Source organism: Microbacterium sp. EYE_78, from assembly GCF_023149035.1.
In the GTDB taxonomy this organism is placed as follows: Bacteria; Actinomycetota; Actinomycetes; order Actinomycetales; family Microbacteriaceae; genus Microbacterium.
Genome location: NZ_JAHXMY010000001.1, coordinates 1403056 through 1426263 on the forward strand (window position 1 = coordinate 1403056; position 23208 = coordinate 1426263).

32 protein-coding genes are annotated in these 23208 nt (G+C 68.5%); 29 read left to right on the forward strand and 3 right to left on the reverse strand.

The window, feature by feature from the left end:
* The 24 genes from rplV (at position 1) to rplQ (ending at position 13181) form a co-directional block, all read left to right on the forward strand.
* Positions 1-396, forward strand: a complete 396-nt coding sequence (gene rplV / locus KZX17_RS06585; protein ID WP_248170012.1) for a 50S ribosomal protein L22 — start codon at positions 1-3, stop codon at positions 394-396.
* Positions 396-1145 (forward strand): 30S ribosomal protein S3, encoded by a 750-nt coding sequence (gene rpsC / locus KZX17_RS06590; protein WP_248170011.1) that lies wholly within the window; start codon positions 396-398, stop codon positions 1143-1145. The genes rplV and rpsC overlap by 1 nt, the downstream gene beginning before the upstream one ends.
* Positions 1145-1564 (forward strand): 50S ribosomal protein L16, encoded by a 420-nt coding sequence (gene rplP / locus KZX17_RS06595; protein ID WP_248170010.1) that lies wholly within the window; start codon positions 1145-1147, stop codon positions 1562-1564. Before rpsC ends, rplP begins: the two co-directional genes overlap by 1 nt.
* On the forward strand, positions 1564-1878 hold the full coding sequence (gene rpmC / locus KZX17_RS06600) for a 50S ribosomal protein L29 (RefSeq protein ID WP_282443345.1): 315 nt from the start codon (positions 1564-1566) through the stop codon (positions 1876-1878). Before rplP ends, rpmC begins: the two co-directional genes overlap by 1 nt.
* Positions 1878-2210: a 30S ribosomal protein S17 gene (rpsQ, locus tag KZX17_RS06605; protein WP_248170009.1), complete on the forward strand. Its 333-nt coding sequence runs from the start codon at positions 1878-1880 to the stop codon at positions 2208-2210. The genes rpmC and rpsQ overlap by 1 nt, the downstream gene beginning before the upstream one ends.
* 3 nt (positions 2211-2213) lie before the next feature.
* A complete protein-coding gene (gene rplN / locus KZX17_RS06610; RefSeq protein WP_248170008.1) occupies positions 2214-2582 on the forward strand; it encodes a 50S ribosomal protein L14 in 369 nt (122 codons plus the stop codon).
* A 2-nt stretch (positions 2583-2584) separates the two neighbouring features.
* Positions 2585-2944 carry a 50S ribosomal protein L24 gene (gene rplX / locus KZX17_RS06615; RefSeq protein ID WP_248170007.1) on the forward strand — a complete coding sequence of 120 codons (360 nt, stop codon included), beginning with the start codon at positions 2585-2587 and terminating at the stop codon, positions 2942-2944.
* A 2-nt stretch (positions 2945-2946) separates the two neighbouring features.
* A complete protein-coding gene (gene rplE / locus KZX17_RS06620; RefSeq protein ID WP_248170006.1) occupies positions 2947-3537 on the forward strand; it encodes a 50S ribosomal protein L5 in 591 nt (196 codons plus the stop codon).
* Positions 3538-3671: 134 nt separating this feature from the next.
* Positions 3672-4070 (forward strand): 30S ribosomal protein S8, encoded by a 399-nt coding sequence (gene rpsH / locus KZX17_RS06625; RefSeq protein ID WP_248170005.1) that lies wholly within the window; start codon positions 3672-3674, stop codon positions 4068-4070.
* 6 nt (positions 4071-4076) lie between these two features.
* The gene (gene rplF, locus KZX17_RS06630) at positions 4077-4613 is read left to right on the forward strand and encodes a 50S ribosomal protein L6 (protein WP_248170004.1); all 537 of its coding nucleotides are present in this window, start codon (positions 4077-4079) and stop codon (positions 4611-4613) included.
* A 2-nt stretch (positions 4614-4615) separates the two neighbouring features.
* The gene (gene rplR / locus KZX17_RS06635; RefSeq protein ID WP_248170003.1) at positions 4616-4975 is read left to right on the forward strand and encodes a 50S ribosomal protein L18; all 360 of its coding nucleotides are present in this window, start codon (positions 4616-4618) and stop codon (positions 4973-4975) included.
* Positions 4972-5658 (forward strand): 30S ribosomal protein S5, encoded by a 687-nt coding sequence (gene rpsE / locus KZX17_RS06640; protein ID WP_308194475.1) that lies wholly within the window; start codon positions 4972-4974, stop codon positions 5656-5658. The genes rplR and rpsE overlap by 4 nt, the downstream gene beginning before the upstream one ends.
* Positions 5658-5843 (forward strand): 50S ribosomal protein L30, encoded by a 186-nt coding sequence (gene rpmD, locus KZX17_RS06645; protein WP_020098644.1) that lies wholly within the window; start codon positions 5658-5660, stop codon positions 5841-5843. The genes rpsE and rpmD overlap by 1 nt, the downstream gene beginning before the upstream one ends.
* On the forward strand, positions 5843-6403 hold the full coding sequence (gene rplO, locus KZX17_RS06650) for a 50S ribosomal protein L15 (RefSeq protein WP_248170002.1): 561 nt from the start codon (positions 5843-5845) through the stop codon (positions 6401-6403). Before rpmD ends, rplO begins: the two co-directional genes overlap by 1 nt.
* A 100-nt stretch (positions 6404-6503) precedes the next feature.
* Positions 6504-7829 (forward strand): preprotein translocase subunit SecY, encoded by a 1326-nt coding sequence (gene secY / locus KZX17_RS06655; RefSeq protein WP_248170001.1) that lies wholly within the window; start codon positions 6504-6506, stop codon positions 7827-7829.
* Positions 7826-8419, forward strand: a complete 594-nt coding sequence (locus tag KZX17_RS06660) for an adenylate kinase (RefSeq protein WP_248170000.1) — start codon at positions 7826-7828, stop codon at positions 8417-8419. Before secY ends, KZX17_RS06660 begins: the two co-directional genes overlap by 4 nt.
* Positions 8419-9252, forward strand: a complete 834-nt coding sequence (gene map, locus KZX17_RS06665) for a type I methionyl aminopeptidase (RefSeq protein WP_248169999.1) — start codon at positions 8419-8421, stop codon at positions 9250-9252. The genes KZX17_RS06660 and map overlap by 1 nt, the downstream gene beginning before the upstream one ends.
* 13 nt (positions 9253-9265) lie before the next feature.
* A complete protein-coding gene (locus KZX17_RS06670) occupies positions 9266-9949 on the forward strand; it encodes a thioredoxin domain-containing protein (protein ID WP_248169998.1) in 684 nt (227 codons plus the stop codon).
* Between the two features lie 135 nt (positions 9950-10084).
* A complete protein-coding gene (gene infA, locus KZX17_RS06675) occupies positions 10085-10306 on the forward strand; it encodes a translation initiation factor IF-1 (RefSeq protein ID WP_017201569.1) in 222 nt (73 codons plus the stop codon).
* Between the two features lie 66 nt (positions 10307-10372).
* Complete coding sequence (gene rpmJ / locus KZX17_RS06680; protein ID WP_005050492.1) at positions 10373-10489, forward strand: 50S ribosomal protein L36; 117 nt, start codon at positions 10373-10375, stop codon at positions 10487-10489.
* 147 nt (positions 10490-10636) lie between these two features.
* A complete protein-coding gene (rpsM, locus tag KZX17_RS06685) occupies positions 10637-11011 on the forward strand; it encodes a 30S ribosomal protein S13 (protein ID WP_065570935.1) in 375 nt (124 codons plus the stop codon).
* A 34-nt stretch (positions 11012-11045) separates the two neighbouring features.
* Positions 11046-11444 carry a 30S ribosomal protein S11 gene (rpsK, locus tag KZX17_RS06690; protein ID WP_248169997.1) on the forward strand — a complete coding sequence of 133 codons (399 nt, stop codon included), beginning with the start codon at positions 11046-11048 and terminating at the stop codon, positions 11442-11444.
* Between the two features lie 123 nt (positions 11445-11567).
* The gene (locus KZX17_RS06695; RefSeq protein WP_217528388.1) at positions 11568-12557 is read left to right on the forward strand and encodes a DNA-directed RNA polymerase subunit alpha; all 990 of its coding nucleotides are present in this window, start codon (positions 11568-11570) and stop codon (positions 12555-12557) included.
* 54 nt (positions 12558-12611) lie between these two features.
* A complete protein-coding gene (gene rplQ, locus KZX17_RS06700) occupies positions 12612-13181 on the forward strand; it encodes a 50S ribosomal protein L17 (RefSeq protein ID WP_248169996.1) in 570 nt (189 codons plus the stop codon).
* 238 nt (positions 13182-13419) lie between these two features.
* Here the strand turns inward: rplQ and KZX17_RS06705 are convergent, their stop codons facing one another.
* Complete coding sequence (locus tag KZX17_RS06705) at positions 13420-15366, reverse strand: acyltransferase family protein (RefSeq protein ID WP_248169995.1); 1947 nt, start codon at positions 15364-15366, stop codon at positions 13420-13422.
* Positions 15367-15564: 198 nt separating this feature from the next.
* On the opposite strand from KZX17_RS06705, the gene KZX17_RS06710 reads away from it, so the two are divergent.
* Together KZX17_RS06710 and truA are read left to right on the forward strand one after the other, a co-directional pair.
* Positions 15565-16407: a universal stress protein gene (locus KZX17_RS06710; RefSeq protein ID WP_248169994.1), complete on the forward strand. Its 843-nt coding sequence runs from the start codon at positions 15565-15567 to the stop codon at positions 16405-16407.
* 36 nt (positions 16408-16443) lie between these two features.
* Positions 16444-17286 carry a tRNA pseudouridine(38-40) synthase TruA gene (truA, locus tag KZX17_RS06715; RefSeq protein ID WP_248169993.1) on the forward strand — a complete coding sequence of 281 codons (843 nt, stop codon included), beginning with the start codon at positions 16444-16446 and terminating at the stop codon, positions 17284-17286.
* Positions 17287-17451: 165 nt separating this feature from the next.
* Here truA and KZX17_RS06720 read toward each other — a convergent pair whose 3' ends face one another.
* Positions 17452-18015, reverse strand: a complete 564-nt coding sequence (locus tag KZX17_RS06720) for a hypothetical protein (RefSeq protein WP_248169992.1) — start codon at positions 18013-18015, stop codon at positions 17452-17454.
* Between the two features lie 237 nt (positions 18016-18252).
* Between KZX17_RS06720 and KZX17_RS06725 the strand changes: the two genes are divergently transcribed.
* The 3 genes from KZX17_RS06725 (at position 18253) to KZX17_RS06735 (ending at position 21678) form a co-directional block, all read left to right on the forward strand.
* Positions 18253-18888, forward strand: a complete 636-nt coding sequence (locus KZX17_RS06725) for a hypothetical protein (protein WP_248169991.1) — start codon at positions 18253-18255, stop codon at positions 18886-18888.
* A 178-nt stretch (positions 18889-19066) separates the two neighbouring features.
* On the forward strand, positions 19067-19903 hold the full coding sequence (locus KZX17_RS06730; RefSeq protein WP_248169990.1) for a fructose 1,6-bisphosphatase: 837 nt from the start codon (positions 19067-19069) through the stop codon (positions 19901-19903).
* 368 nt (positions 19904-20271) lie between these two features.
* Positions 20272-21678 (forward strand): glycosyltransferase family 2 protein, encoded by a 1407-nt coding sequence (locus KZX17_RS06735; RefSeq protein WP_282443406.1) that lies wholly within the window; start codon positions 20272-20274, stop codon positions 21676-21678.
* A gap of 427 nt (positions 21679-22105) precedes the next feature.
* Here KZX17_RS06735 and KZX17_RS06740 read toward each other — a convergent pair whose 3' ends face one another.
* Complete coding sequence (locus KZX17_RS06740) at positions 22106-23122, reverse strand: response regulator transcription factor (RefSeq protein ID WP_248171642.1); 1017 nt, start codon at positions 23120-23122, stop codon at positions 22106-22108.
* Positions 23123-23208: the final 86 nt, after the last annotated feature.

A 23208-nucleotide genomic window follows, 5' to 3' on the forward strand; every position in this document is an offset into this window, starting at 1 on the left:
ATGGTGGAATCCATCGCACGTGTGAAGCACATCCGCGTGACCCCTCAGAAGGCTCGTCGTGTCGTCGCGCTCATCAAGGGCAAGCAGGCTCAGGAGGCTCTCGCCATCCTGAAGTTCGCTCCCCAGGGTGCCAGCGAGCCGATCTACAAGCTCGTCGCCTCGGCCGTCGCGAACGCTCGCGTCAAGGCCGATAAGGACAGCGAGTTCCTGGACGAGCAGGACCTGTACGTGAAGAACGCCTACGTGGACGAGGGCACGACGCTGAAGCGTTTCCAGCCCCGCGCCCAGGGTCGCGCGTTCCAGATCAAGAAGCGCACCAGCCACATCACCGTGGTGCTCTCGACCCCCGAGGTCGCTGACACCGCTGCGGCTGACACCAAGAAGGCGAGCAAGTAATGGGACAGAAAGTCAACCCGTACGGCTTCCGCCTCGGCATCACCACCGACCACGTGTCGCGCTGGTTCTCGGACTCCACCAAGCCCGGGCAGCGGTACGCCGACTACGTGGCGGAGGACGTCAAGATCCGTCGCCTGCTGACGACGTCGCTCGACCGTGCCGGCGTGAGCAACATCGAGATCGAGCGCACGCGTGACCGCGTCCGCGTCGACATCCACACCGCCCGCCCGGGCATCGTGATCGGTCGCCGCGGCGCCGAGGCCGAGCGCATCCGCGCCGACCTCGAGAAGCTCACCGGCAAGCAGATCCAGCTGAACATCCTCGAGGTCAAGAACCCCGAGGCCGACGCTCAGCTCGTCGCGCAGGGCATCGCCGAGCAGCTCTCCGCACGTGTGGCCTTCCGCCGCGCGATGCGCAAGGGTCTGCAGGGCGCGCAGCGCGCAGGCGCCAAGGGCGTCCGCATCCAGGTCTCCGGCCGCCTCGGCGGCGCCGAGATGAGCCGCTCGGAGTTCTACCGCGAAGGCCGTGTGCCCCTGCACACCCTCCGCGCGAACATCGACTACGGCTTCTACGAGGCGAAGACCACCTTCGGCCGCATCGGCGTGAAGGTCTGGATCTACAAGGGCGACCTGACCAACAAGGAGCTCGCTCGCGAGCAGGCCAACCAGAAGCCCTCGCGCGACCGTGGCGGCGACCGCCGTCGTGGCCCGCGCGCGGAGGCTCCCGTCGCAGAAGGAGCGTCAGCCTGATGCTTATTCCCCGCAAGGTCAAGTACCGCAAGCAGCACCACCCGAAGCGTGACGGTGCGGCCACCGGTGGCACCAAGGTCAGCTTCGGCGAGTTCGGCATCCAGGCCCTCACCCCCGCGTACGTGACGAACCGTCAGATCGAGTCCGCTCGTATCGCCATGACGCGTCACATCAAGCGTGGTGGAAAGGTGTGGATCAACGTCTACCCCGACCGTCCGCTCACGAAGAAGCCTGCTGAGACCCGCATGGGTTCCGGTAAGGGTTCGCCCGAGTGGTGGGTCGCCAACGTCAAGCCGGGTCGCGTCCTCTTCGAGGTCGCTGGCGTCAACGAGGAACTCGCTCGTGAGGCCCTGACCCGTGCCATTCACAAGCTGCCGCTCAAGGCACGCATCATCAAGCGCGAGGAGGGCGACGCGTAATGGCTGTCGGCACCAAGACGCTCGCCCCGAGCGAGCTGGACACGTTCGAAGACCAGCGCCTCGTGGAGGAGCTGCGCAAGGCCAAGGAAGAGCTGTTCAACCTGCGCTTCCAGTCGGCCACCGGCCAGCTCGAGAGCCACGGCCGCATCCGTGCGGTCAAGCGCGACATCGCGCGGCTCTACACCGTCATCCGTGAGCGCGAGCTCGGCATCCGTGCCACTCCCGCTCCGGCCGAGACGGCCACCAAGGCGAAGAAGAGCAAGGCCAAGAAGGCGGACGAGTCCGCTGAGGCCGCGAAGGAAGAGGCCGAGTGATGGCTGAGAAGAAGGATGCCGCGAAGGCGACCGTGGCCGCTGGTCACGAGTCGGCCGAGCACGACGTCCGCGACGTCAACGCCCGTGGGTACCGCAAGGCCCGCCGTGGCTACGTCGTCAGCGACAAGATGGACAAGACGATCGTCGTCGAGGTCGAGGACCGCGTGAAGCACCCCCTCTACGGCAAGGTCATCCGCCGCACGTCGAAGGTGAAGGCTCACGACGAGCAGAACACCGCCGGCATCGGCGACCTCGTCCTCATCAACGAGACCCGCCCGCTGAGCGCCACCAAGCGCTGGCGTCTGGTCGAGATTCTCGAGAAGGCGAAGTAAGCAATGATCCAGAACGAGTCTCGCCTCAAGGTCGCCGACAACACCGGCGCCAAGGAGCTGCTCACGATCCGCGTGCTCGGTGGTTCCAACCGCCGCTACGCGGGTGTGGGCGACATCATCGTGGCGACCGTCAAGGACGCGATCCCGGGCGGCAACGTCAAGAAGGGCGACGTCGTCAAGGCGGTTATCGTCCGCACGGTCAAGTCGACCCGTCGTCCCGACGGTTCGTACATCAAGTTCGACGAGAACGCCGCCGTCATCCTGAAGAACGACGGGGAGCCCCGCGGCACCCGCATCTTCGGACCGGTCGGTCGTGAGCTTCGTGACAAGAAGTTCATGAAGATCGTCTCGCTGGCCCCGGAGGTCATCTGATCATGGCGAACATCAAGAAGGGTGACCTGGTTCAGGTCATCAGCGGCCGCAAGCAGGACAAGGGCGGCGACCGCGGCAAGCAGGGCAAGGTCCTCGAGGTCCTCGTCGAGCAGAACCGCGTCGTGGTCGAGGGTGTGAACTACATCACGAAGCACTCCCGCGTCGGCCAGTCGCAGCGCGGCACCAAGACGGGCGGCATCGAGACGATGGAAGCCCCGATCCACATCTCCAACGTGGCGCTGGTCGACCCGTCGACCAAGAAGCCGACCCGTGTCGGCCACCGCGTCGAGGAGCAGACGAAGGACGGCGTCAAGCGCACCGTCCGCGTCCGCTACGCAAAGAAGAGCGGCAAGGACCTCTGAACATGAGCAACGCAACTGCCGTGGAGGCTGGCAAGATCCAGCCCCGCCTGAAGCAGAAGTACCAGGCCGAGATCAAGAAGGCGATGCAGGACGAGTTCGGCTACCCGAACGTCATGCAGATCCCCGGTCTCGTCAAGGTCGTCGTCAACACCGGTGTCGGTGAGGCTGCGCGCGACAGCAAGGTGATCGAGGGTGCGGTCGACGACCTCACGAAGATCACCGGCCAGAAGCCGGTCGTCACCAAGGCCCGCAAGTCCATCGCGCAGTTCAAGCTGCGTGAGGGCCAGGCCATCGGCGCGCACGTCACCCTCCGTGGCGACCGTGCGTGGGAGTTCGTCGACCGTCTCGTCAACCTCGCCCTGCCCCGCATCCGCGACTTCCGCGGTCTGTCGGACAAGCAGTTCGACGGCAACGGCAACTACACCTTCGGTCTCCAGGAGCAGTCGGTGTTCCACGAGATCAACCAGGACCGCATCGACCGCGTCCGCGGCTTCGACATCACGATCGTCACCACGGCGAAGACGGATGCCGAGGGTCGGGCGCTGCTGAAGCACCTGGGCTTCCCGTTCAAGTCGGCTGACGCCCAGGCGTGATCCGATAAGATCGATCGTTCGGCCTCGGGGCGTGCTCCGGGGCCGAACGACTGCACAACTGAATATCGATCATTCATCGAAGGTCGCCTGTCGTGTAACGGCAGTCGAAACCTCATGACTAAAGGACATCACCCATGACGATGACAGACCCGGTCGCAGACATGCTGACCCGTCTGCGCAACGCGAACTCGGCGCACCACGACGCCGTCGCGCTGCCGAGCTCCAAGCTCAAGACCCACATCGCCGAGATCCTCCAGCAGGAGGGCTACATCTCCGGCTGGGAGGTCTCCGACGCGCGTGTCGGTCAGACCCTCACCCTGACGCTCAAGTACGGCCCGAACCGCGAGCGGTCGATCGCCGGCATCAAGCGCGTCTCGAAGCCCGGTCTCCGCGTGTACGCGAAGTCGACCGAGCTCCCCCGGGTCCTCGGTGGCCTGGGCGTCGCGATCCTGTCCACCTCCTCTGGCCTCCTCACGGACCGCCAGGCCGAGCAGAAGGGCGTCGGCGGGGAAGTCCTCGCCTACGTGTGGTGATCTGACATGTCGCGTATTGGACGTCTTCCCATCGACATCCCCGCCGGCGTGACCGTCACGGTCACCGGCCAGGACGTCGTCGTCAAGGGCCCGAAGGGCGAGCTCTCGCTCACCGTCGCGCGCCCCATCGAGGCGAAGGTCGAGGAGAACCAGGTACTGGTCTCCCGTCCCGACGACGAGCGCGAGTCGCGTGCACTGCACGGACTCACTCGCACCCTCATCAACAACAACATCATCGGCGTGACCCAGGGCTACTCCAAGGGCCTCGAGGTCGTCGGCACCGGTTACCGCGTCGCACAGAAGGGCACGTCGGTCGAGTTCGCGCTCGGCTTCTCGCACCCCGTCCTGGTCGAGGCTCCCGCGGGCATCACGCTCACCGTCGAGGGCAACAACAAGGTCACCGTCGCCGGTATCTCGAAGCAGGCCGTCGGCGAGGCAGCTGCCAACATCCGCAAGATCCGCAAGCCCGAGCCCTACAAGGGCAAGGGTGTGCGGTACGCGGGCGAGGTCGTTCGCCGCAAGGCCGGAAAGAGTGGTAAGTAACGATGGCTCTGAAGTCGAAGTCCGACGCACGTTCGCGTCGTCATGCCCGTCTTCGCAAGAAGATCGTGGGCTCCGAGGCGCGTCCGCGTCTCGTCGTGACCCGCTCCGCCCGCCACGTCTTCGTCCAGCTGGTCGACGACGCCAAGGGCTTCACCGTGGCTTCCGCCTCGACGCTCGAAGCGGACCTGCGTTCGTTCGAGGGTGACAAGACCGCCAAGGCCCGCAAGGTCGGCGAGCTCGTCGCCGAGCGTGCGAAGGCTGCGGGCATCGAGTCGGTCGTGTTCGACCGCGGCGGCAACCGCTACGCGGGCCGCGTCGCTGCGATCGCCGACGGCGCTCGCGAAGGAGGTCTGAACCTGTGACCGAGAACAAGGAGAACGAAGTGACCGCGACCGAGCAGCCCGCTGCGGCTGCGGCTACGGCCGAGGCGCCCGCCGAGCGCGAGCGTGAGCCGCGTCGCGGTGGCCGCGAGCGCAGCCAGACCCGCGACCGCAACTCGCGCGACCGGGGCGACAACCAGTTCCTGGAGCGCGTCGTCACGATCAACCGCGTGTCGAAGGTCGTCAAGGGTGGCCGCCGCTTCAGCTTCACGGCGCTCGTCGTCGTGGGTGACGGCAACGGTCTCGTCGGCGTCGGCTACGGCAAGGCGCGTGAGGTCCCCCTCGCCATCTCGAAGGGTGTCGAAGAGGCCAAGCGCAACTTCTTCCGCGTGCCCCGCGTCGGCTCCACCATCCCGCACCCGGTGCAGGGTGAGGCAGCCGCCGGTGTGGTGCTGCTGCGTCCGGCCGCTGCCGGTACCGGTGTCATCGCCGGTGGTCCGGTCCGCGCCGTGCTCGAGTGCGCCGGTATCCACGACGTCCTGTCGAAGTCCCTCGGATCGTCCAACACGATCAACATCGTCCACGCGACGGTCGAGGCGCTGAAGCAGCTCGAGGAGCCCCGTGCGGTCGCCGCGCGCCGTGGCCTGGACTTCGATCAGGTCGCTCCGGCCCGTCTGGTCCGCGCCGAGGCCGAGGCTGCCAAGGCTGCGAAGGTTGGTGCATGATGGCCGCCCGTCTGAAGGTGACCCAGGTCAAGTCCAAGGTGAGCGAGAAGCAGAACCAGCGCGACACGCTGCGTTCGCTCGGTCTGAAGCGGATCAACGACTCCGTCGTTCGTCCCGATGACGCGCAGACGCGCGGGTACATCAAGACCGTCGCACACCTCGTGAAGGTTGAGGAGATCGACTGATGGCTGAGAAGAAGGACGCGACGGTCGAGGCCGTCGAGCCCAAGGCCAAGAAGCCGGCGACCAAGAAGGCTGCGGCCAAGCCCGCTGCCGACAAGGCCGCCCCGAAGAAGGATGCGGCGCGCCCCGGCGTGCTGAAGGTCCACCACCTGCGTCCGGTCCCCGGTGCCAACGTCGCGAAGACCCGTGTCGGTCGCGGTGAGGGCTCGAAGGGTAAGACGTCGGGCCGCGGTACCAAGGGTACGAAGGCTCGCTACCAGGTGAAGGTGGGCTTCGAGGGTGGGCAGATGCCCCTCCACATGCGTACGCCGAAGCTGCGCGGGTTCAAGAACCCGTTCCGCGTCGAGTACCAGGTGGTCAACCTCGACAAGCTCGCCGAGCTGTACCCGACCGGTGGCGACGTCACCGTGGGCGACCTCGTCGCCAAGGGTGCCGTCCGCAAGAACGAGAAGGTCAAGGTGCTCGGCACCGGCGACATCTCGGTCGCGCTGACGGTCTCCGTCGACAAGGTCTCGGGTTCCGCCGAGCAGAAGATCGTCGCCGCAGGCGGTTCGATCAAGTAATCACGTGCCAGGGGCCGGAGGGGAACCTCCGGCCCCTGTTGCCGTATGTTGGAATGCGGCGCGCTCCGACGCGCCCGGCATCCCACTGGAGGAAATCCCTTTGTTCAGCGCTATCGCGCGGGTCTTCCGCACTCCGGATCTGCGTCGGAAGATCGGCTTCACGCTCGGCATCATCGCGATCTACCGATTCGGTGCGCACATCCCGGCGCCGTTCGTCGACTTCCCGAACGTGCAGTCCTGCCTCGAGCAGACGAACTCGACCGAGGGTCTCCTCTCGCTCGTGAACCTGTTCTCGGGCGGCGCACTGCTGCAGCTGTCGATCTTCGCGCTGGGCGTCATGCCGTACATCACGGCCACGATCATCGTGCAGCTGCTGCGCGTCGTGATCCCGCACTTCGAGACGCTGTACAAGGAGGGTCAGGCCGGTCAGGCCAAGCTGACCCAGTACACCCGGTACCTGACGATCGCGCTGGCGCTCCTCCAGTCGACCACGCTCGTCACCGTCGCCCGCTCCGGGCAGCTGTTCGGCATCACCGGCATCGCCGAGTGCGAGCAGCTCCTCACCGACGAGGCGTGGTGGGCGCAGCTGCTCATGATCATCACCATGACCGCCGGAACCGGCCTCATCATGTGGATGGCCGAGCTCATCACCGAGCGCGGCATCGGCAACGGCATGTCGCTGCTGATCTTCACGTCCATCGCGGCGACCTTCCCGTCGGCGCTGTGGAGCATCAACCTCGCCCGCGGCTTCGAGGTCTTCCTCCTCGTCCTGGTCGTCGGCATCGCGACCGTCGCGCTCGTCGTCTTCGTCGAGCAGTCGCAGCGGCGCATCCCTGTGCAGTACGCCAAGCGCATGGTCGGTCGCCGCACCCTCGGCGGCTCGAACACCTACATCCCGATCAAGGTGAACATGGCCGGCGTCGTGCCCGTCATCTTCGCGTCGTCGCTGCTGTACATCCCGGCCCTCATCGCGCAGTTCAACGCGAACCCCGCCGCCGACGGCAGCGTGCCCGAGTGGGTCTCGTGGATCCAGTCGAACTTCACGACAGGTGACCACCCGCTCTACATGGCGGTCTACTTCCTGCTCATCATCGGGTTCACCTACTTCTACGTCGCGATCACGTTCAACCCTGTCGAGGTCGCCGACAACATGAAGAAGTACGGCGGGTTCATCCCCGGCATCCGTGCGGGTCGTCCCACCGCCGAGTACCTCGACTACGTGCTGACGCGCATCACGCTGCCGGGCTCGATCTACCTGGGCCTCATCGCCCTGCTCCCGCTGATCGCCCTCGCGACCGTCGGTGCGAACCAGAACTTCCCGTTCGGCGGCGCCTCGATCCTCATCATCGTCGGTGTCGGTCTCGAGACGGTGAAGCAGATCGACGCCCAGCTCCAGCAGCGCCACTACGAAGGACTCCTCCGATGACGCAGACCCCCGCCCGCCTCCTGATCATCGGTCCGCAGGGCTCTGGCAAGGGGACGCAGGGGGCTCGGATCGCCGAACGATTCGGCGTGCCGGCCGTCTCGACGGGCGACGTCTTCCGCGCCAATGTCAAGGAGGGCACCGAGCTGGGTCTCAAGGTCAAGGCGATCATCGACGCCGGCGACCTGGTTCCCGACGAGCTGACGAGCGAGATCGTGCGCGACCGCCTCGAACAGTCGGATGCCGCGACCGGCTTCCTGCTCGACGGGTACCCCCGCAACCTCGGCCAGGTCCGTGACCTCGACGCGTTCCTCGACGGACGCGGCGAGCCCCTGACCGCCGTCATCGAACTCTCGGTCCCGCGCGACGAGTCGATCGCCCGCCTCTCGCGCCGCGCCGCCGAGCAGGGTCGTGCCGACGACAACGAGGAGTCGATCGCGAAGCGTCTGTCGATCTACGAGTCCGAGACCGCGCCGATCCTCGACGTGTACCGCGAGCGCGGCGTCGTCGACGAGATCGACGGTGTCGGATCGCTCGACGAGATCACCGAGCGCATCACGGCGGCACTCGCCGCGCGCGGCGTCACCGCCTGATGGCCTTCCGCCGCTCGATCTACAAGTCGTCGGCCCAGCTGCGGGCCATGGTGGAGCCCGGTCTCATCACGGCTGCGGCCCTCGATGCGCTGCGGCCCTCGGTGGTCGCGGGTGTGACGACGGCCGAGCTCGATGCCATCGCCCACGACACGATCGTCGCCCGCGGCGCCGAGTCGAACTTCCAGCTCGTCCGCGGCTACCGGCACACCACGTGCATCTCGGTCAACGAGCAGGTCGTGCACGGCATCCCGGGGGAGCGCGCGCTCGCGCCCGGTGACATCGTCTCCATCGACTGCGGTGCGCAGTTCCAGGGTTGGAACGGCGACTCGGCGATCACCGTCGTCGTCCCCGACCCCGACCGGCCCGACCTCGTCGCAGCGCGTCAGCGTCTCTCCGACGTCACCGAGGGCTCGCTCTGGGCGGGTGTGGCGGCGCTTGCGAACGCCCGCCGTGTGGGCGAGATCGGTGATGCCGTGCAGACCTACATCGAGTCGTCGGGGGAGGGCTACGGCATCCTCCGCGACTACGTCGGGCACGGGATCGGGCGAAAGATGCACGAAGGCCCGACCGTCTTCAACTACCGGGTGTCGGACCTCGGCCCCGAGGTGAAGCCAGGCCTCTGCGTCGCCATCGAGCCGATGGTCGTCGCGGGCGACGAGGCCACCCTCGTCGAGGACGACGACTGGACCGTCAGCACGGTGGACGGCACCGACGGCTCTCATTGGGAGCACAGCGTCGCAGTGCACGATGGAGGCATCTGGGTGCTCACCGCACCCGACGGCGGTGCCGCGAAGCTCGCCGCGTTCGGCGTCACGCCGACCCCCATCTCCTGAGAGGACCTGCACCATGGCCACGGCCGCCCCGAAGACCAACTGGTTCGCGATCTGGATCAGCGCGGGGGTGGTGGTGGCGCTCGTCGCCGTCGTGGCCGTCGTCGCACTCCTCAACAACTCGGCGACCTCGGTCACGCCCGTCGAGGCTCCGGCCGCGGGCCAGATCAACGAGGAGACCGGCGCGATCTCGTTCGGCGACGGCCCCGACACCGTCGCGACGTACGTCGACTTCATGTGCCCCTACTGCGGGCAGTTCGAAGAGACCGAGGGCGAGACCATTGCGGGTCTCATCGAGGACGGCAGCATCACCCTCGAGGTCCACCCCGTCTCGATCCTCGACCGCGCGTCGCAGGGCACCGAGTACTCCAGCCGCTCGGCATCCGCGATGTACGCCGTCGCCGAGGCCGACCCCGACAACGCGTACGCGTTCTTCGTCGCCCTCTACGACAAGCAGCCCGCCGAGGGCACGCCCGGCCTGACCGACGAGGAGCTGGTGCAGCTCGCGAAGGATGCCGGCGTCGACGTGACCGCGGACCTCGAGAAGTCGATCCTCGACCACGAGTTCATCGATTTCGCGAAGCAGCAGACGCTGCCCGAGGGCGCGAACGGCACGCCGACCCTGATGGTCAACGACCAGCTGGTGCCGGTGACCTTCGACCCCGAGACCGACATCCTCGCGAACCTCACCTCGCGGTGAGCCGACGTTCGCCTCGAGTGGCGTGACGCTCCGATATCACGTACACTACATCTTTGGTGCCTTGCGCCTTTTTCGGCGTGTCACCACAATCCCACCCACCGCAGACCGACCGGTCTGCCAACTGTAAGCGAGCGTATGGCGAAGAAAGACGGTGTCATCGAGATCGAGGGCGTGATCTCCGAGGCTCTGCCGAACGCGATGTTCCGCGTCGAGCTGAGCAACGGTCACAAGGTCCTGGCCACGATCTCCGGAAAGATGCGGCAGAACTACATCCGCATCATCCCCGAGGACCGCGTCGTCGTGGAGCTCTCGCCCTACGACCTCACGCGTGGTCGCATCGTCTACCGCTACCGCTGAGACCGGTCGAGAAGTAACGCCGCGCGCGACTGCGCGTGTCGGCGAAGACAGCGAATCAGGAACATCATGAAGGTCAACCCCTCCGTCAAGCCCATCTGCGACCACTGCAAGGTCATCCGTCGCCACGGTCGCGTCATGGTCATCTGCAAGTCGAACCCGCGTCACAAGCAGCGCCAGGGCTGATCGGATGCCGCGCCCCGCGCGGCATGCAAGCTCACAACTCAATACATCTCGGCAGGATCAGAACCCGCTCCGGCGGGGGACACCTCGGGTCGGAGGCCCGAGCACCGATCCTGCTCCACACCTCCACTACCTCCTAGGAGACATCGCATGGCACGTCTTGCCGGCGTAGACATCCCGCGCGACAAGCGCGTGGTGATCGCCCTCACCTACATCTACGGCATCGGCCGTACCCGCTCCGTCGAGATCCTCAGCGCGACCGGCATCGACGAGTCGATCCGCGTCAAGGACCTCTCGGACGAGCAGCTCGTCGCACTCCGCGACCACATCGAAGGCACGTACAAGGTGGAGGGTGACCTTCGCCGCGAGGTCGCCGCCGACATCCGCCGCAAGGTCGAGATCGGCTCGTACGAGGGCATCCGCCACCGTCGCGGCCTGCCCGTGCGCGGCCAGCGCACGAAGACCAACGCTCGTACCCGCAAGGGCCCGAAGCGCACCGTCGCCGGCAAGAAGAAGGCGCGCTAAAGCGCGGCCGCCACAGGTTTAGGAGAACACTCACATGGCACAGGCCAAGTCCTCGGCGCGCAAGCCGCGTCGCAAGGAGAAGAAGAACATCGCGCTGGGCCAGGCCCACATCAAGTCGACGTTCAACAACACGATCGTCTCGATCACCGACCCCTCGGGCGCCGTCATCAGCTGGGCCTCCTCGGGTGGCGTCGGCTTCAAGGGCTCGCGCAAGTCGACCCCGTACGCCGCCGGTATGGCTGCCGAGTCCGCTGCGCGCCAGGCGCAGGAGCACGGTGTCAAGAAGGTCGACGTCTTCGTCAAGGGTCCGGGCTCGGGTCGCGAGACCGCGATCCGCTCGCTGACCGCTGCAGGTCTCGAGGTCGGTTCGATCCAGGACGTGACGCCGCAGGCCCACAACGGCTGCCGTCCCCCGAAGCGCCGCCGCGTCTGATCCTCTTTTCGGATGCCGGTGGGCGCCGTGCCACGGTGCGCGCCCCCGGCATCCCGGACACAACTCAACACCTCACCAACTGCACGTGTCATATAGCGGTCACGTGACTGAAAGGAACACATAGTGCTCATTGCACAGCGTCCCACTCTGACCGAGGAGAAGGTCGGCGACTTCCGCAGCCGATTCGTCATCGAGCCCCTCGAGCCGGGCTTCGGCTACACGATCGGCAACGCGCTGCGTCGCAGCCTGCTCTCCTCGATCCCGGGTGCCGCCGTCACCAGCATCCGCATCGACGGCGTGCTGCACGAGTTCAGCACCGTCCCGGGCGTGAAGGAGGATGTCACCGAGATCATCCTCAACATCAAGCAGCTGGTGGTCTCCAGCGAGCGCGACGAGCCGATCACCGCGTACCTGCGCAAGACCGGCGCCGGTGAGGTCACCGCCGCCGACATCTCCGCTCCGGCGGGTGTCGAGGTGCACAACCCCGACCTGGTCATCGCGACGCTCAACGACTCGGCGAAGTTCGAGCTCGAGCTCACGATCGAGCGAGGCCGCGGCTACGTCTCGGCGACGCAGAACCGCAACGAGTACGCCGAGGCCGGTCAGATCCCGATCGACTCGATCTACTCGCCCGTGCTCAAGGTCAGCTACCGCGTCGACGCCACCCGTGCCGGTGAGCGCACCGACTTCGACAAGCTGGTCCTGGACGTCGAGACCAAGTCGTCGATCAGCCCTCGCGACGCCGTCGCATCGGCCGGTCGCACGCTGGTCGAGCTGTTCGGTCTCGCCCGCGAGCTGAACGTCGAGGCCGAGGGCATCGAGATCGGCCCCGCGCCGGTCGCCGAGGTCCTGACCAACGAGCTCTCGATGCCGATCGAGGACCTCGACCTGTCGGTCCGGTCGTACAACTGCCTCAAGCGCGAGGGCATCAACACGGTGTCCGAGCTCGTCGCCCTCTCGGAGACGCAGCTCATGAACATCCGCAACTTCGGTCAGAAGTCGGTCGACGAGGTCAAGGACAAGCTTGTCTCGCTCGGTCTGTCGCTGAAGGACTCGGTTCCCGGGTTCGACGGCGCGCACTTCTACGGCGGCTACGACGACGAGACCGTTTGAGCCGGTCCGGTCTTCCGGTCCCTCGACTGACTTTTTTCACCTGGAGTAATTGACATGCCCAAGCCCACGAAGGGTGCCCGCCTCGGTGGCGGCCCCGCCCACGAGCGTCTTCTGCTGGCGAACCTCGCTGCCGCGCTGTTCACGCACAAGTCGATCACCACGACCGAGACCAAGGCGAAGCGCCTGCGTCCCTTCGCCGAGCGTCTCGTCACGTTCGCGAAGCGCGGCGACCTGCACGCCCGCCGTCGCGTCCTCTCGGTCATCGGCGACAAGTCCGTCGTGCACGAGCTCTTCGCCGAGATCGCGCCGCTGGTCGCCGAGCGTGAGGGTGGCTACACCCGCATCACGAAGGTCGGCAACCGCAAGGGCGACAACGCGCCCATGGCCGTGATCGAGCTCGTCCTCGAGCCCGTCACCCCGAAGGCGAAGTCGACGAAGAAGGCTGCTCCGGCTGCGGCTGCGCCGGCCGCTGAGGAGCCCGCCGCGGACGAGACCGAGGTCGAGACGCCCGCTGAGGACGCCACCGACGCCGGTGCCGAGTCGCCCGAGGAGGGCGCCGCGGCCGAAGCCACCGCCGAGGACGCCGTCGCGTCCGAGGACGAGAAGGCCGACGAGGCCAAGTAAGGCTCCCTCTTCGGAGGGAATCCGAGGGCCCGCCCCCGTTTCGGGGCGGGCCCTTTCTCGTGCCCTCACGGGCGTCGCGTCGGGGCATCCTCTCTGTGTCCAGATCATGTTCTCCGGACGAGAGCACACGCTGCGGACCGTTCGGGATGGGTGCAGTCGTCCGGAGCACATGATGTGGACCCGCTGGCGGGGGTGCCGACGCACGGGCCACGTGCGCGGAGCGGGGCCGACGAGCGGGTCAGGGGCGGGTGAAGGTGTCGCCGACGGCCCACTGCGCGAGCTCGAGGCGGTACTGCAGCTCGGCGCGGCCGTTCTCGACATCCTCGATGGCGGTCGAGACGGCGTCGGCGTAGATGTCGCCGCCGGCTCGTCCGGGGTGGATGCCGTCGCCCGCCAGCAGGTCCGTGTGCCGGCCGATCGCGGCCGACCAGTCCGCCACGACGACGCCGGGTGTGTGGCTCGCGAAGGCCTCGAGGTCGGCGTTGACTCCGGGGATCCAGTCTCGCGGCGCGTACGCCGTCACGAGGACGAGGGTGCGGTCGTGTCCGATCTCCGAGCGGATGCGGCTGAGGTCGTCCTCGGAGATCGCGCCGTTCGTCCCGAGCCCGACCACGACGTAGTCGCCGAGGTCTCCGGCATCCGCGAGTCGCGACAGGATGCCGACGCCCGCCGACATCGGGCGTGACACCTTCGCGTCGATCTCGACGCCCGGCATCCGCTCGAGCAGGCTCGGCGCCGAGGCGAGCATGACCGAGTCGCCGACGGCGGTGACGCGGTCGCCGGCGACGCGTGCCGGCGCCGGGGGAGCGGGGCGACCATCGGGCGCCGTGCAGAGCCCTTCGTCATCGGACAGGTTCGCGGTCGGGCACTGCGGCCGCAGCACCGGGTCCTCGCTGCGGACGGCGGCTCCGGGCAGTGTCTGGGCGTGCGAGGCGCGGGTGCGGGATGCCGCGTCCAACGCCTCGCGACCGTGCTCGACGACCGCCTGACTCGAGGCGACGGTCGGCGCGTCGGCGACGGCGGCGGACGTGCCCGCGATGAGCAGCGCACCCGCGGCGACCGCGGCGGTCGCGGCGAGGCGGCGCGCCGGGCCTGCGCCGAACGCGCGTGCCGCACCTCGCAGCGTCGCGCGCAGGCCGCGACGGCGCACGGGCTGCTCGACGAAGCGGTACGAGAGCTCGGCCACGATGAGCGACAGGGCCAGCGTTATGGCGCCGACCGGGAGCGGCACCTCGACGTCGGGCGAGACCCCCGTCGTCGCGACCGTCATGAGCACGACGATCGGCCAGTGCCAGAGGTAGATGCCGAACGACCGCTCGCCGATCCACTGCAGCGGCGCGACGTCCAGCGCGCGCCCGAGCGGCGATCCGGGGCGCACCGCCGCGGCGATCGCGACGGCGGACAGGACGGATGCCGCCACCAGCAACCCTGGGAACGTCGCCGCATCCGTCCCCGGCGTGACGAACGCGAGCGCGACGACACCGGCGACGGCGGCGGCGCCGACCGGCGCGGGGACGCCCTTCGCGTGGGAGGCAGGGCGCAGGAACGCGAGTGCGACCCCGAGGAGCAGACCGAACGCGTGGGTGTCGGTGCCGTAGTAGACGCGGGTGACGTCGCCGGCGAGCAGGACGGCGAGCCCGGCGGATGCCGCGGCCAGCCCGACGGCGACCGGAGTGCGCCAGCTCCGCAGCGCGAGGACGGCCGGCAGCAGCAGTGGCCAGAGCAGGTAGAACTGCTCTTCGACGGCGAGCGACCAGAGGTTGCGGAAGAGCTCCGGCGCGGTCGCGTCGAACGATCCGCCGCCGAAGTACGACGAGCCGGCGGCGATCGCGACCCAGTTGTAGGCGAAGGTCGCGGCGCCCAACAGCTGCCCGCCGACGCCCACGAGCACGTCGCCGCCGATCAGCCACGCGATCGAGCTGCAGACGAGCACCATCACGGCGATCGCGGGCAGCAGGCGTCGAGCCCGGCGCCGCCAGAACGAGGCGAGCCCGATGCGGCCGTCCTGTTCGCGCTCGCGCATCAGCAGCGTCGTGATGAGGAAGCCGGAGATCACGAAGAACACGTCGACGCCGAGGAATCCGCTCGGAAGCGCCGGGAAGAGGTGGTACACGACGACCAGCAGGACGGCGACGGCTCGGAGTCCGTCGAGTCCTGACAGGCGCGCGGAAGTGGTTCGTGTCATGGCGGGGCAGACCGGAAGAGGCGACCGGTTGGGGGGTGGATCGCGGCATCCATTCTACGACGGACCCGCCGACGTCCCCGGATCCACCCTCCCGTCGCGGCGCTCGGCGGGATAGGTTGGCAGTACCGAGACACGGACGACCGCCGCAGACGTCACCGCGATCCGGCAGGCGCGTCGGCCCCAGAAGGGACGTGCAGCATGGCTGGGAACATCATCGTCGGGGTCACGGGCGCGAAGGTGTCGCGCCGGGCCGTCGATTGGGCCATCCTCCGCGCAGTGCAGCGCCGCCAGGCGATCGAGCTCATCTCGGTCGTGGGCGGCGCGATCGGCACGGTCGGCGAGGCGGAGGTCCTCGGGGCCGCGCAGACGGCGACGCAGCAGCTGCTCGACGCCGAGGCTCGACGGGTGACGGATGCCGGGGTCTCGGTCACGACGCGGGTCGAGTCGGGCAATCCGGTCACCGCACTGATCGAGGCGGCGGCCGGGGCATCCCTGCTCGTCATCGGCAGCGACTACCGCGGCGCGGGGACCGGGCCTGCGCGCGGGGTGCACGGCATCCGGATCGCGGCGGGCGCGAAGTGCCCCGTCGTGGTCATCCCTGACCGTGACCTCGGTGAGGGGATGGGTGTCGTCGTGGGCATCGACGGCTCGAGCGTCTCGGAGCACGCGATCGAGTTCGCGGCGTCCGAGGCCGATCGCCTGAACGAGCCGCTCATCGCGGTGAGCGCTTGGACGCCCCTGCACACCCCGCGGAACGCGATGGAGGTCTACCCCGACCTGTACCTCGCGAACATGCAGTCGACGACCGAGGAGGTGCTCTCGCTGTCGCTCGCTGGGCTCTCGTCGCGCTATCCCGACCTGAAGATCACCCGTCGCGCCGAGCGCGGCCACCCCTCGCACGTGCTCGGCACGATCGGCGGCGACGCCCGCATGGTGGTCGTCGGCACGCACGGTCGCGGCGCGGTGGCGCGGTTCCTGCTCGGGTCGATCAGCCAGGAGCTGCTCTCGCACCTGCCGACGGTCACCGCCGTCGTCCGCTGACCGTGCGCGTGCCGCGCCGGCGGTTAGGCTGAGCCGGTGCGCCTGCGGATCGATCTCGCCTACGACGGCACCGACTTCAAGGGCTGGGCGCGTCAGCCGAACCTCCGCACCGTGCAGGGCACGCTCGAGGCGGCGATCGCACGCATCCTCGGCGGCGATCCGCGGCTGGTCGTCGCAGGGCGGACGGATGCCGGTGTGCACGCGTCGGCGCAGGTCGCCCACCTCGACCTGACCGAATCGCAGGAGCGGCGGCTGGCCGCCGGCCGGAACCCGGAGCCTGCCGCGCTCGCTGCGCGGCTCAACGGCGTGCTCGGCCCGTACCCCGACCTGTCGGTGCACCGCGTGGACGTGGCCCCCGACGGATTCGACGCCCGCTTCTCCGCGGTGTGGCGGCGCTACGCCTATCGCATCGCCGACCGGACGACCGGCTACGACCCGTTGGCGCGGGTACGGACGACGTGGGTCCCGGCGCACCTCGACGTCGCCGCCATGGACGAGGCCGCGCGGAGCCTGCGCGGCCTGCACGACTTCGCCGCGTACTGCAAGCCGCGCGACGAGGCGACCACGATCCGCACGCTGCTCGAGTACGACTGGCGGCGAGACGAGTCAGGCGCCCTCATCGCGAACGTGAAGGCCGACGCGTTCTGCCACAGCATGGTGCGCGCGCTCGTCGGCGCCTGCGTCGCCGTCGGCGAGGGGCGCGTCGACATCGCGCGGGTGGCGGCGATCCGCGACGAGCTCACCCGCACGAACGAGGTGAAGGTGCTCGCCGCGCGCGGGCTGACGCTCACCGAGGTCGGCTACCCCGCCGACGACCTGCTGGCGGCGCGCGCCGAGCAGACCCGTGCACGCCGCGAGCTGGGGGCCGTGGGCGAGTAGCTCGGCGCCCCTGAGCGATTGCAACGGATGCCGGGCGACACCCGGCATCCATCGTCCGTCAGGCGGCGCGTCGCCCGCGATCTGTTGCAATCACGCACGCCGACAACGACGAACCCCCCGGGCCGTGGCCCGGGGGGTTCGTCGTTGCGATGGTTCGCGAGTGCCTTATGCCGACTGGCGCGTGCGGCGGACCGAGGTCGCGACCGCGATGCTCGCACCTGCCAGGACGAGCAGACCGCCGCCGACCCAGAGGCCGAGGAGCGCGTCGCCCTCGAAACCGGTCGAGGGGAGTCCGCCGCCACCGGCGCCGCCCGTCGCCGCGACCGTGATGGTCACGTCGTCGGCAGCACCGCTCGTCTCGCCTTCGGCGGAGAGGGTGTAGGTGCCCGAGGCGTTGTCGGGAAGCGTGACGGTCGCCGAGGCGACACCTTCGTCGTTCGCGTCCTTGACCTCAGTGGTGGAGTCGGTGGAAGCCGAGAGGGCGACGAAAGCAAGGCTGTCGTCGGTCACGCCCGCACCGGTGAGGGTGAAGGTGACGGTCTCGTTGGGCTCGAAGCCGGAGAACGGGAACGTGCCCGACTCGCCCGGAGCAATCGTGACGGTACCGTCACCGGGGGCGGAGGGGGTGTAGCCGTCGGCAACGTCGGCGCTCGCGACGGCCGGAGCCGCGAAGACCGCCGCTGCGGCAACGACGAGAGCCGCCGCGGCCTTGCTGATCTTGTTCTTCATGGTTTCTGCTTTCGGTCGTCGTGCGTCGGGAGGCGTGAACGAGCAGAAACATTCCAACCCGTCGGCCCCCCGTTGGTTGGACTCTGCCAGTATTCAGGAATCCCTCAGGTAAGGCAACTTATGGGGGTTTCGAAAAGGTTAACTCTGACGCACGCCGACATATCGGCGGGAGCCGAGCAGACACGGCTCGCGACGGCATCCCCACTAGACTCGGTGGCACCGCGGGGAGGGGTCAGGATGCGGAGATTCAAGGTGCGTCTGGCTGCGGCCGCGACCGCCGTCAGCGCCGTCGCCCTGCTCGCGGGATGCGGGCCGTCGCCCTGGGCGCTGCAGAGCCCCTCGCCGACCGCCCCCACCGTCGTCGAGGAGACCACGCCCGTCGTGGTCCCGCCGCCCGTCGAGAACGACCTCTCCAGCGGCTCCACCGAGCGTCGGCTGACCGCAGGCGCCGTCACCGCCAGGGTGAACTACTGGTCGGAACTGCGGATGGACCGCTGGACGGCCACCGCCGTGAAGCCGGTGAGTCTCTCGCTCGTGACGCGGGTCACGCCGAACGACGGCCAGAAGGTCTACCTGCAGAAGGCGACGATGCTCGCTGTCCCCGGCAACGCCGAGACGTCGTTCGAGGCGCTCGCGCCGCAGACCGACGAGGCGAGTGTCAAGAACGGCTACCTCGTGCTCAGCCCGTACAGCTACTCGCAGACGTTCAACGTCGGTCAGGTGCCCGCCGAGGCGACGTTCGTCACGCTGCAGTTCACGTACGACTTCCTCGTGCAGACGAAGCCGAAGGCCGACGAGTACGCCAAGCAGACGGCGACCGACACGGTGACGGTCGCGATCGCGCAGCCCGAGGCATCCGACACCGACGAGTGATCGCCGCCCGTGGCGGGCAACCTCAAGAACCTCAAGATCAGGTAAAGGGCCGCGCGAGGCTTCGCGAAGTCGTGTATCCGGCGCGATGGCGCCCCCTACGGTGAGAGACGTACCACCGGCGGCGGAACCCGAATCCGCCGCCGGTCCTCACCCTTCACACCAGATCGAGGTTCGTCGCATGTCCACCCTGCGTCCCACCCGCCGCCGGCTCGCGGCGCTCGCCGTGGTCACCGCCGCCGCCCTGTCGATGACCGGCTGCTCGCAGGTCGTCGAGGCGTTCAACTCCATCTCGGGCCAGCAGAACGCCGCCGCAGCGACGCCGGCACCCAACGCGACGCCCGCCACGGGCGAGGTCGAGATGCCCTTCGATTCGCAGTTCACCTACGACGGCTCGGTGCAGATGACGTACGAGATCGCCGACGGGCTGCAGATCATCCTCGACTTCTGGGCCGTCGACTCCAAGCGCACGCGCGAGTGGTACCCCGACGCCGCCAAGACGTTCGGCTTCGCCGTCAACGTCAAGGACACCCGCGTCGACGAGAAGGCCGTCCTCAAGCAGAAGCGCCGCGTCTTCCTCTCGAACGTGTCGATCTCGTCGCAGACCGCCCAGTCCTCGAACCAGGTCAGCTCGCCGTTCCAGTTCAGCGCCGACCCGCGCACCCTGGTGCCGACCGACACGATCCGCTCGAGCAAGGGTCTGCTCATCAACAGCTACCAGGGCGGTCTGCTCGTCCCCGAGACGACCATCAACCAGCTGCCGCAGGACACCTACGGCATCACGCTGCAGTTCGCGCTCGACATCTGGGTGGAGGGCACCGCCAACGACGCGAAGAGCTTCGCGCAGCAGACGGTCTACCCGGTCATCCCCATCGCGATCTATCCTCGTGAGACAGAGACCGAAGGATCCACGGGGGGCGCGACCGACGGTTCGTCCTCGGACGACGGCTCCCAGGGCACGACCGGCACCGACGGGTGGACCACCACCCCCGGCACCGGTGGTCCCACCACCCCGTAAGTTCGACGTCCATTCGAGGAACCGACGTGACGACTCCGTACATCCCCGGCCCGCAGGGCTGGCAGCCGGCGCAGCCGGCGCCGGTCGGCGAGCCGCAGTGGCAGGGCCAGCCTCAGTGGCAGCCCGCCGCGCAGTTCCCGGACGCTTCGCAGCAGAACGGGTACCCGCAGGCTGCGCAGTACCCGCAGTGGCAGCCTGCTGCGCCGCAGGGCTCTTGGCAGGACCAGACCGGGCAGCACCCGGCATCCGGCTACCCCGTCCCCGCCCCGGCGTACCAGGGCTCGTGGCAGGGGACCGCGCCCGCCGGCTCGTGGCAGGGCGGCGTCGACGCGGTCGACTACGCCCCGGTCGGCGGCGGCCAGGGCGACCTGGTTCCCGTCGACGAGTTCGCGGACGACTTCGCCTCGGTGCTCGAGAACCACTCGGTGCACCGGTCGACGATCGGATGCATCATCCCGGCCTACAACGAGGCCGAGTCGATCGCCGACGTCATCCGCTCGCTCCTCGAGCAGAGCCGCGTGCCCGACGTCATCCACGTCGTCGTCAACAACACGTCGGATGACACGGTGAAGATCGCGTCCGAGTTCTCGGGGCCCCACGAGGTCGAGACCGAGCTGGGCCTGCAGTTCACCGAGGTGTTCGTCCACGACATCGGCAAGAACCCCGACAAGAAGGTCGGCGCGCTGAACTACGGCTACGCGCTCGTCGAGGGGTACGACTACCTGCTGGGCGTCGACGGCGACACCACCGCCGACCGCCGCGCGGTCGAGTACCTCGAGAACGAGGCCGTGTCGGACTCGCGCATCGGCGGCATCTCGGCGATCTACACGATCGACGACCGCCCGATCAAAGGCTTCATCGCGAAGTGGCTGATCGCCGGTCAGCGCACCCAGTTCGCGGCGTTCAACATGCAGAACCTGCTGCGCGGACGCAACATGGCCGTGCTCGGCGGGCAGTTCTCGATCTTCTCGACGACGGCGCTCCGCGACATCATGAAGGAGAACCACCAGAACTCCCCGTGGGTGAAGGACTCCGAGGTCGAGGACTCGCTGCTCTCGCTGCAGATCAAGTCCGCCGGGTATCTGACGAAGATCAGCCCGTTCGCGCGGGCCGATGTCGGCGGCATGACGACGCTGAAGGGCTACGACGCGCAGCAGGTGAAGTGGACCTACGGCGCGATCGAGCTCATGTGGCCGGGCCAGCGCGGTGACACGAAGGGGCAGCCGTTCCACCCGAACCTGCGTCTGCGCTGGTTCGAGCAGTTCTCGATGCTCACGAACTTCTTCGTCCGTGTCGCGTTCCTGACGCTGCTCGTCGCGTCGCTGTCGATCAACGCGTTCGTGTTCTCGCCGTGGTGGCTGATCCCGCCGCTGATCGCGGCCGCGCTGAACTTCCGCATGGCGCGCGCGATGGAAAAGTCGAACACGCGGGATGTCGCGTTCGCCGTGCTGCTGTTCCCCGCGGAGATCTTCATGTGGATCCGCATCAGCCACTTCATCAGGTCGTGGACCCGATTCCTCTCGAAGAAGAAGGTCGACAACTGGGCGCTGCAGGCGCGCGCCGAGAAGGGTGGCGTGAGCTTCGGCCACTGGACGCCGTTCATCATCCTCGCCATCGTCGCCATCGCGATCGCCGTGATCTGGAACCTGCTCGACCCGATCACCCAGTCCGCCATCCTGTGGGTCGGCTGGCCGATCGTCGGTGTCGTCACGGTCCTGCAGACCCTCACGATGGCCATCAAACTGTTCCAGCGACACCAGGGCTACAAGGTCTGACCCCGAATCGGCCGCCCTGCCGCAGACCCCCGGAGGTGATCCTCCGGGGGTCTGCTGGCGTTCGGGGCGGGGATGGGGTGTGTCGGATTGCAATGGATCGTGGGCGACACGCCGCGTGCCGGGTGGCGGCGCGGGGTGTCGCGCGGCATCCATTGCAATCGCGGACGGTGGACGGATGCCGGGCGGCGGGCAATGGGCAGACGGGCCGGTTGCAGGCAGGCGGGCCGAAACGCGGAGATCCAGGGCGGCGCGCCGTGTGTCGGAGGCGGCGCCGTGTGTCGGGCCGAATCTCCGCGATGCGGTGCAGGGGGTCGGATGCCGCGGGGCGGCGCGCCGTGCGCGGCCGCATACCGCCGGCGCCTCGAGTCCCGGGTCCGACGTCGTGCACGAGCCGCGCGGCAGCCGCGCCGCCTGGCGCGCCCGAGGGTCAGGCGGTGGCGCCGGTCTCGGAGGTGAGGCGGTAGCCGACGCCGCGCACGGTCTCGATGTACCGCGGATTGTTCGGGTTGTCGCCGAGCTTGCGGCGCAGGTTGGTCATGTGCGCCTCGATCGCGCGTTTGTCGGCCTCGCCGACGAAGTAACTCGTGACGTAGGACTCCCCGCGCAGCACGAGCGTCAGGTCGGCCTTGCTGCGCACGCGCCGCTTGGACTCCATGAGGGTCGAGAGCAGGTCGAACTCGGTGCGCGTGAGGGTCAGCTCGCGGCCGCCGACGAGGACGACGCGGTGCTCGCCGTGGACGGCCAGGTCGCGGTGCACGGACCATCCCGGTCCGCCGACGGGCGGGGTCGCGGATGCCGGTGCGGCGGCGTTGCCGGGCTGGTACCCGGCCGGCGGGCCGCCGAACTGCGGGCCCGCGGACTGCGGCACGACCACCGCGCTGCCGCCCTGGTACGGCTGCTGCTGCGGGGGAGCCTGCTGCGGCTCGGGCTGCTGCGGGTAGACCGGCGTCTGCACCCGCTCGTCGAACACGGGTGAGGTGGGCGCGAGGTCGGGCTGGGGAGCCGCGGCGGGCCGGGCGCCCGGGAACGACGGGCCGGCGGCATCCTGTCTCGGCGCAGTCGCGGCGGCCGAGCCGGTCGCGCGCGGGCGGCGCAGCAGCGACTCGACGCGGGCGCGCAGCTCGCGGGGACGGAAGGGCTTCACGACGTACTCGTCGGCGCCGGCGCCGAGGCCGAGCACGACGTCGGCCTCTTCTTCGAGGCCGGTGATCATGATGATGTAGGTGTCGCTCTGCGCACGGATGCGGCGGGCCGCCTCGAACCCGTCGATGCCGGGCATGTTGACGTCGAGCGTCGTGATGAGCGGCTGGTACGAGAGCACGGCGCGGACGCCGTCGATGCCGTTGCCGACCGAGACGGTCGAGAAGCCGGCGGCCTCGAGCACCTCGACGATCAGGTGACGGATGTCGGGATCGTCCTCGACGATGACCGCAGTCTTGTGCATCGACATCGAATCACTCATCGACGTTGGCCCCCCGCATCTGGTGATTGTCGGCTCTCATGCTACACAGCGAACGCTCAGCCTGAGAC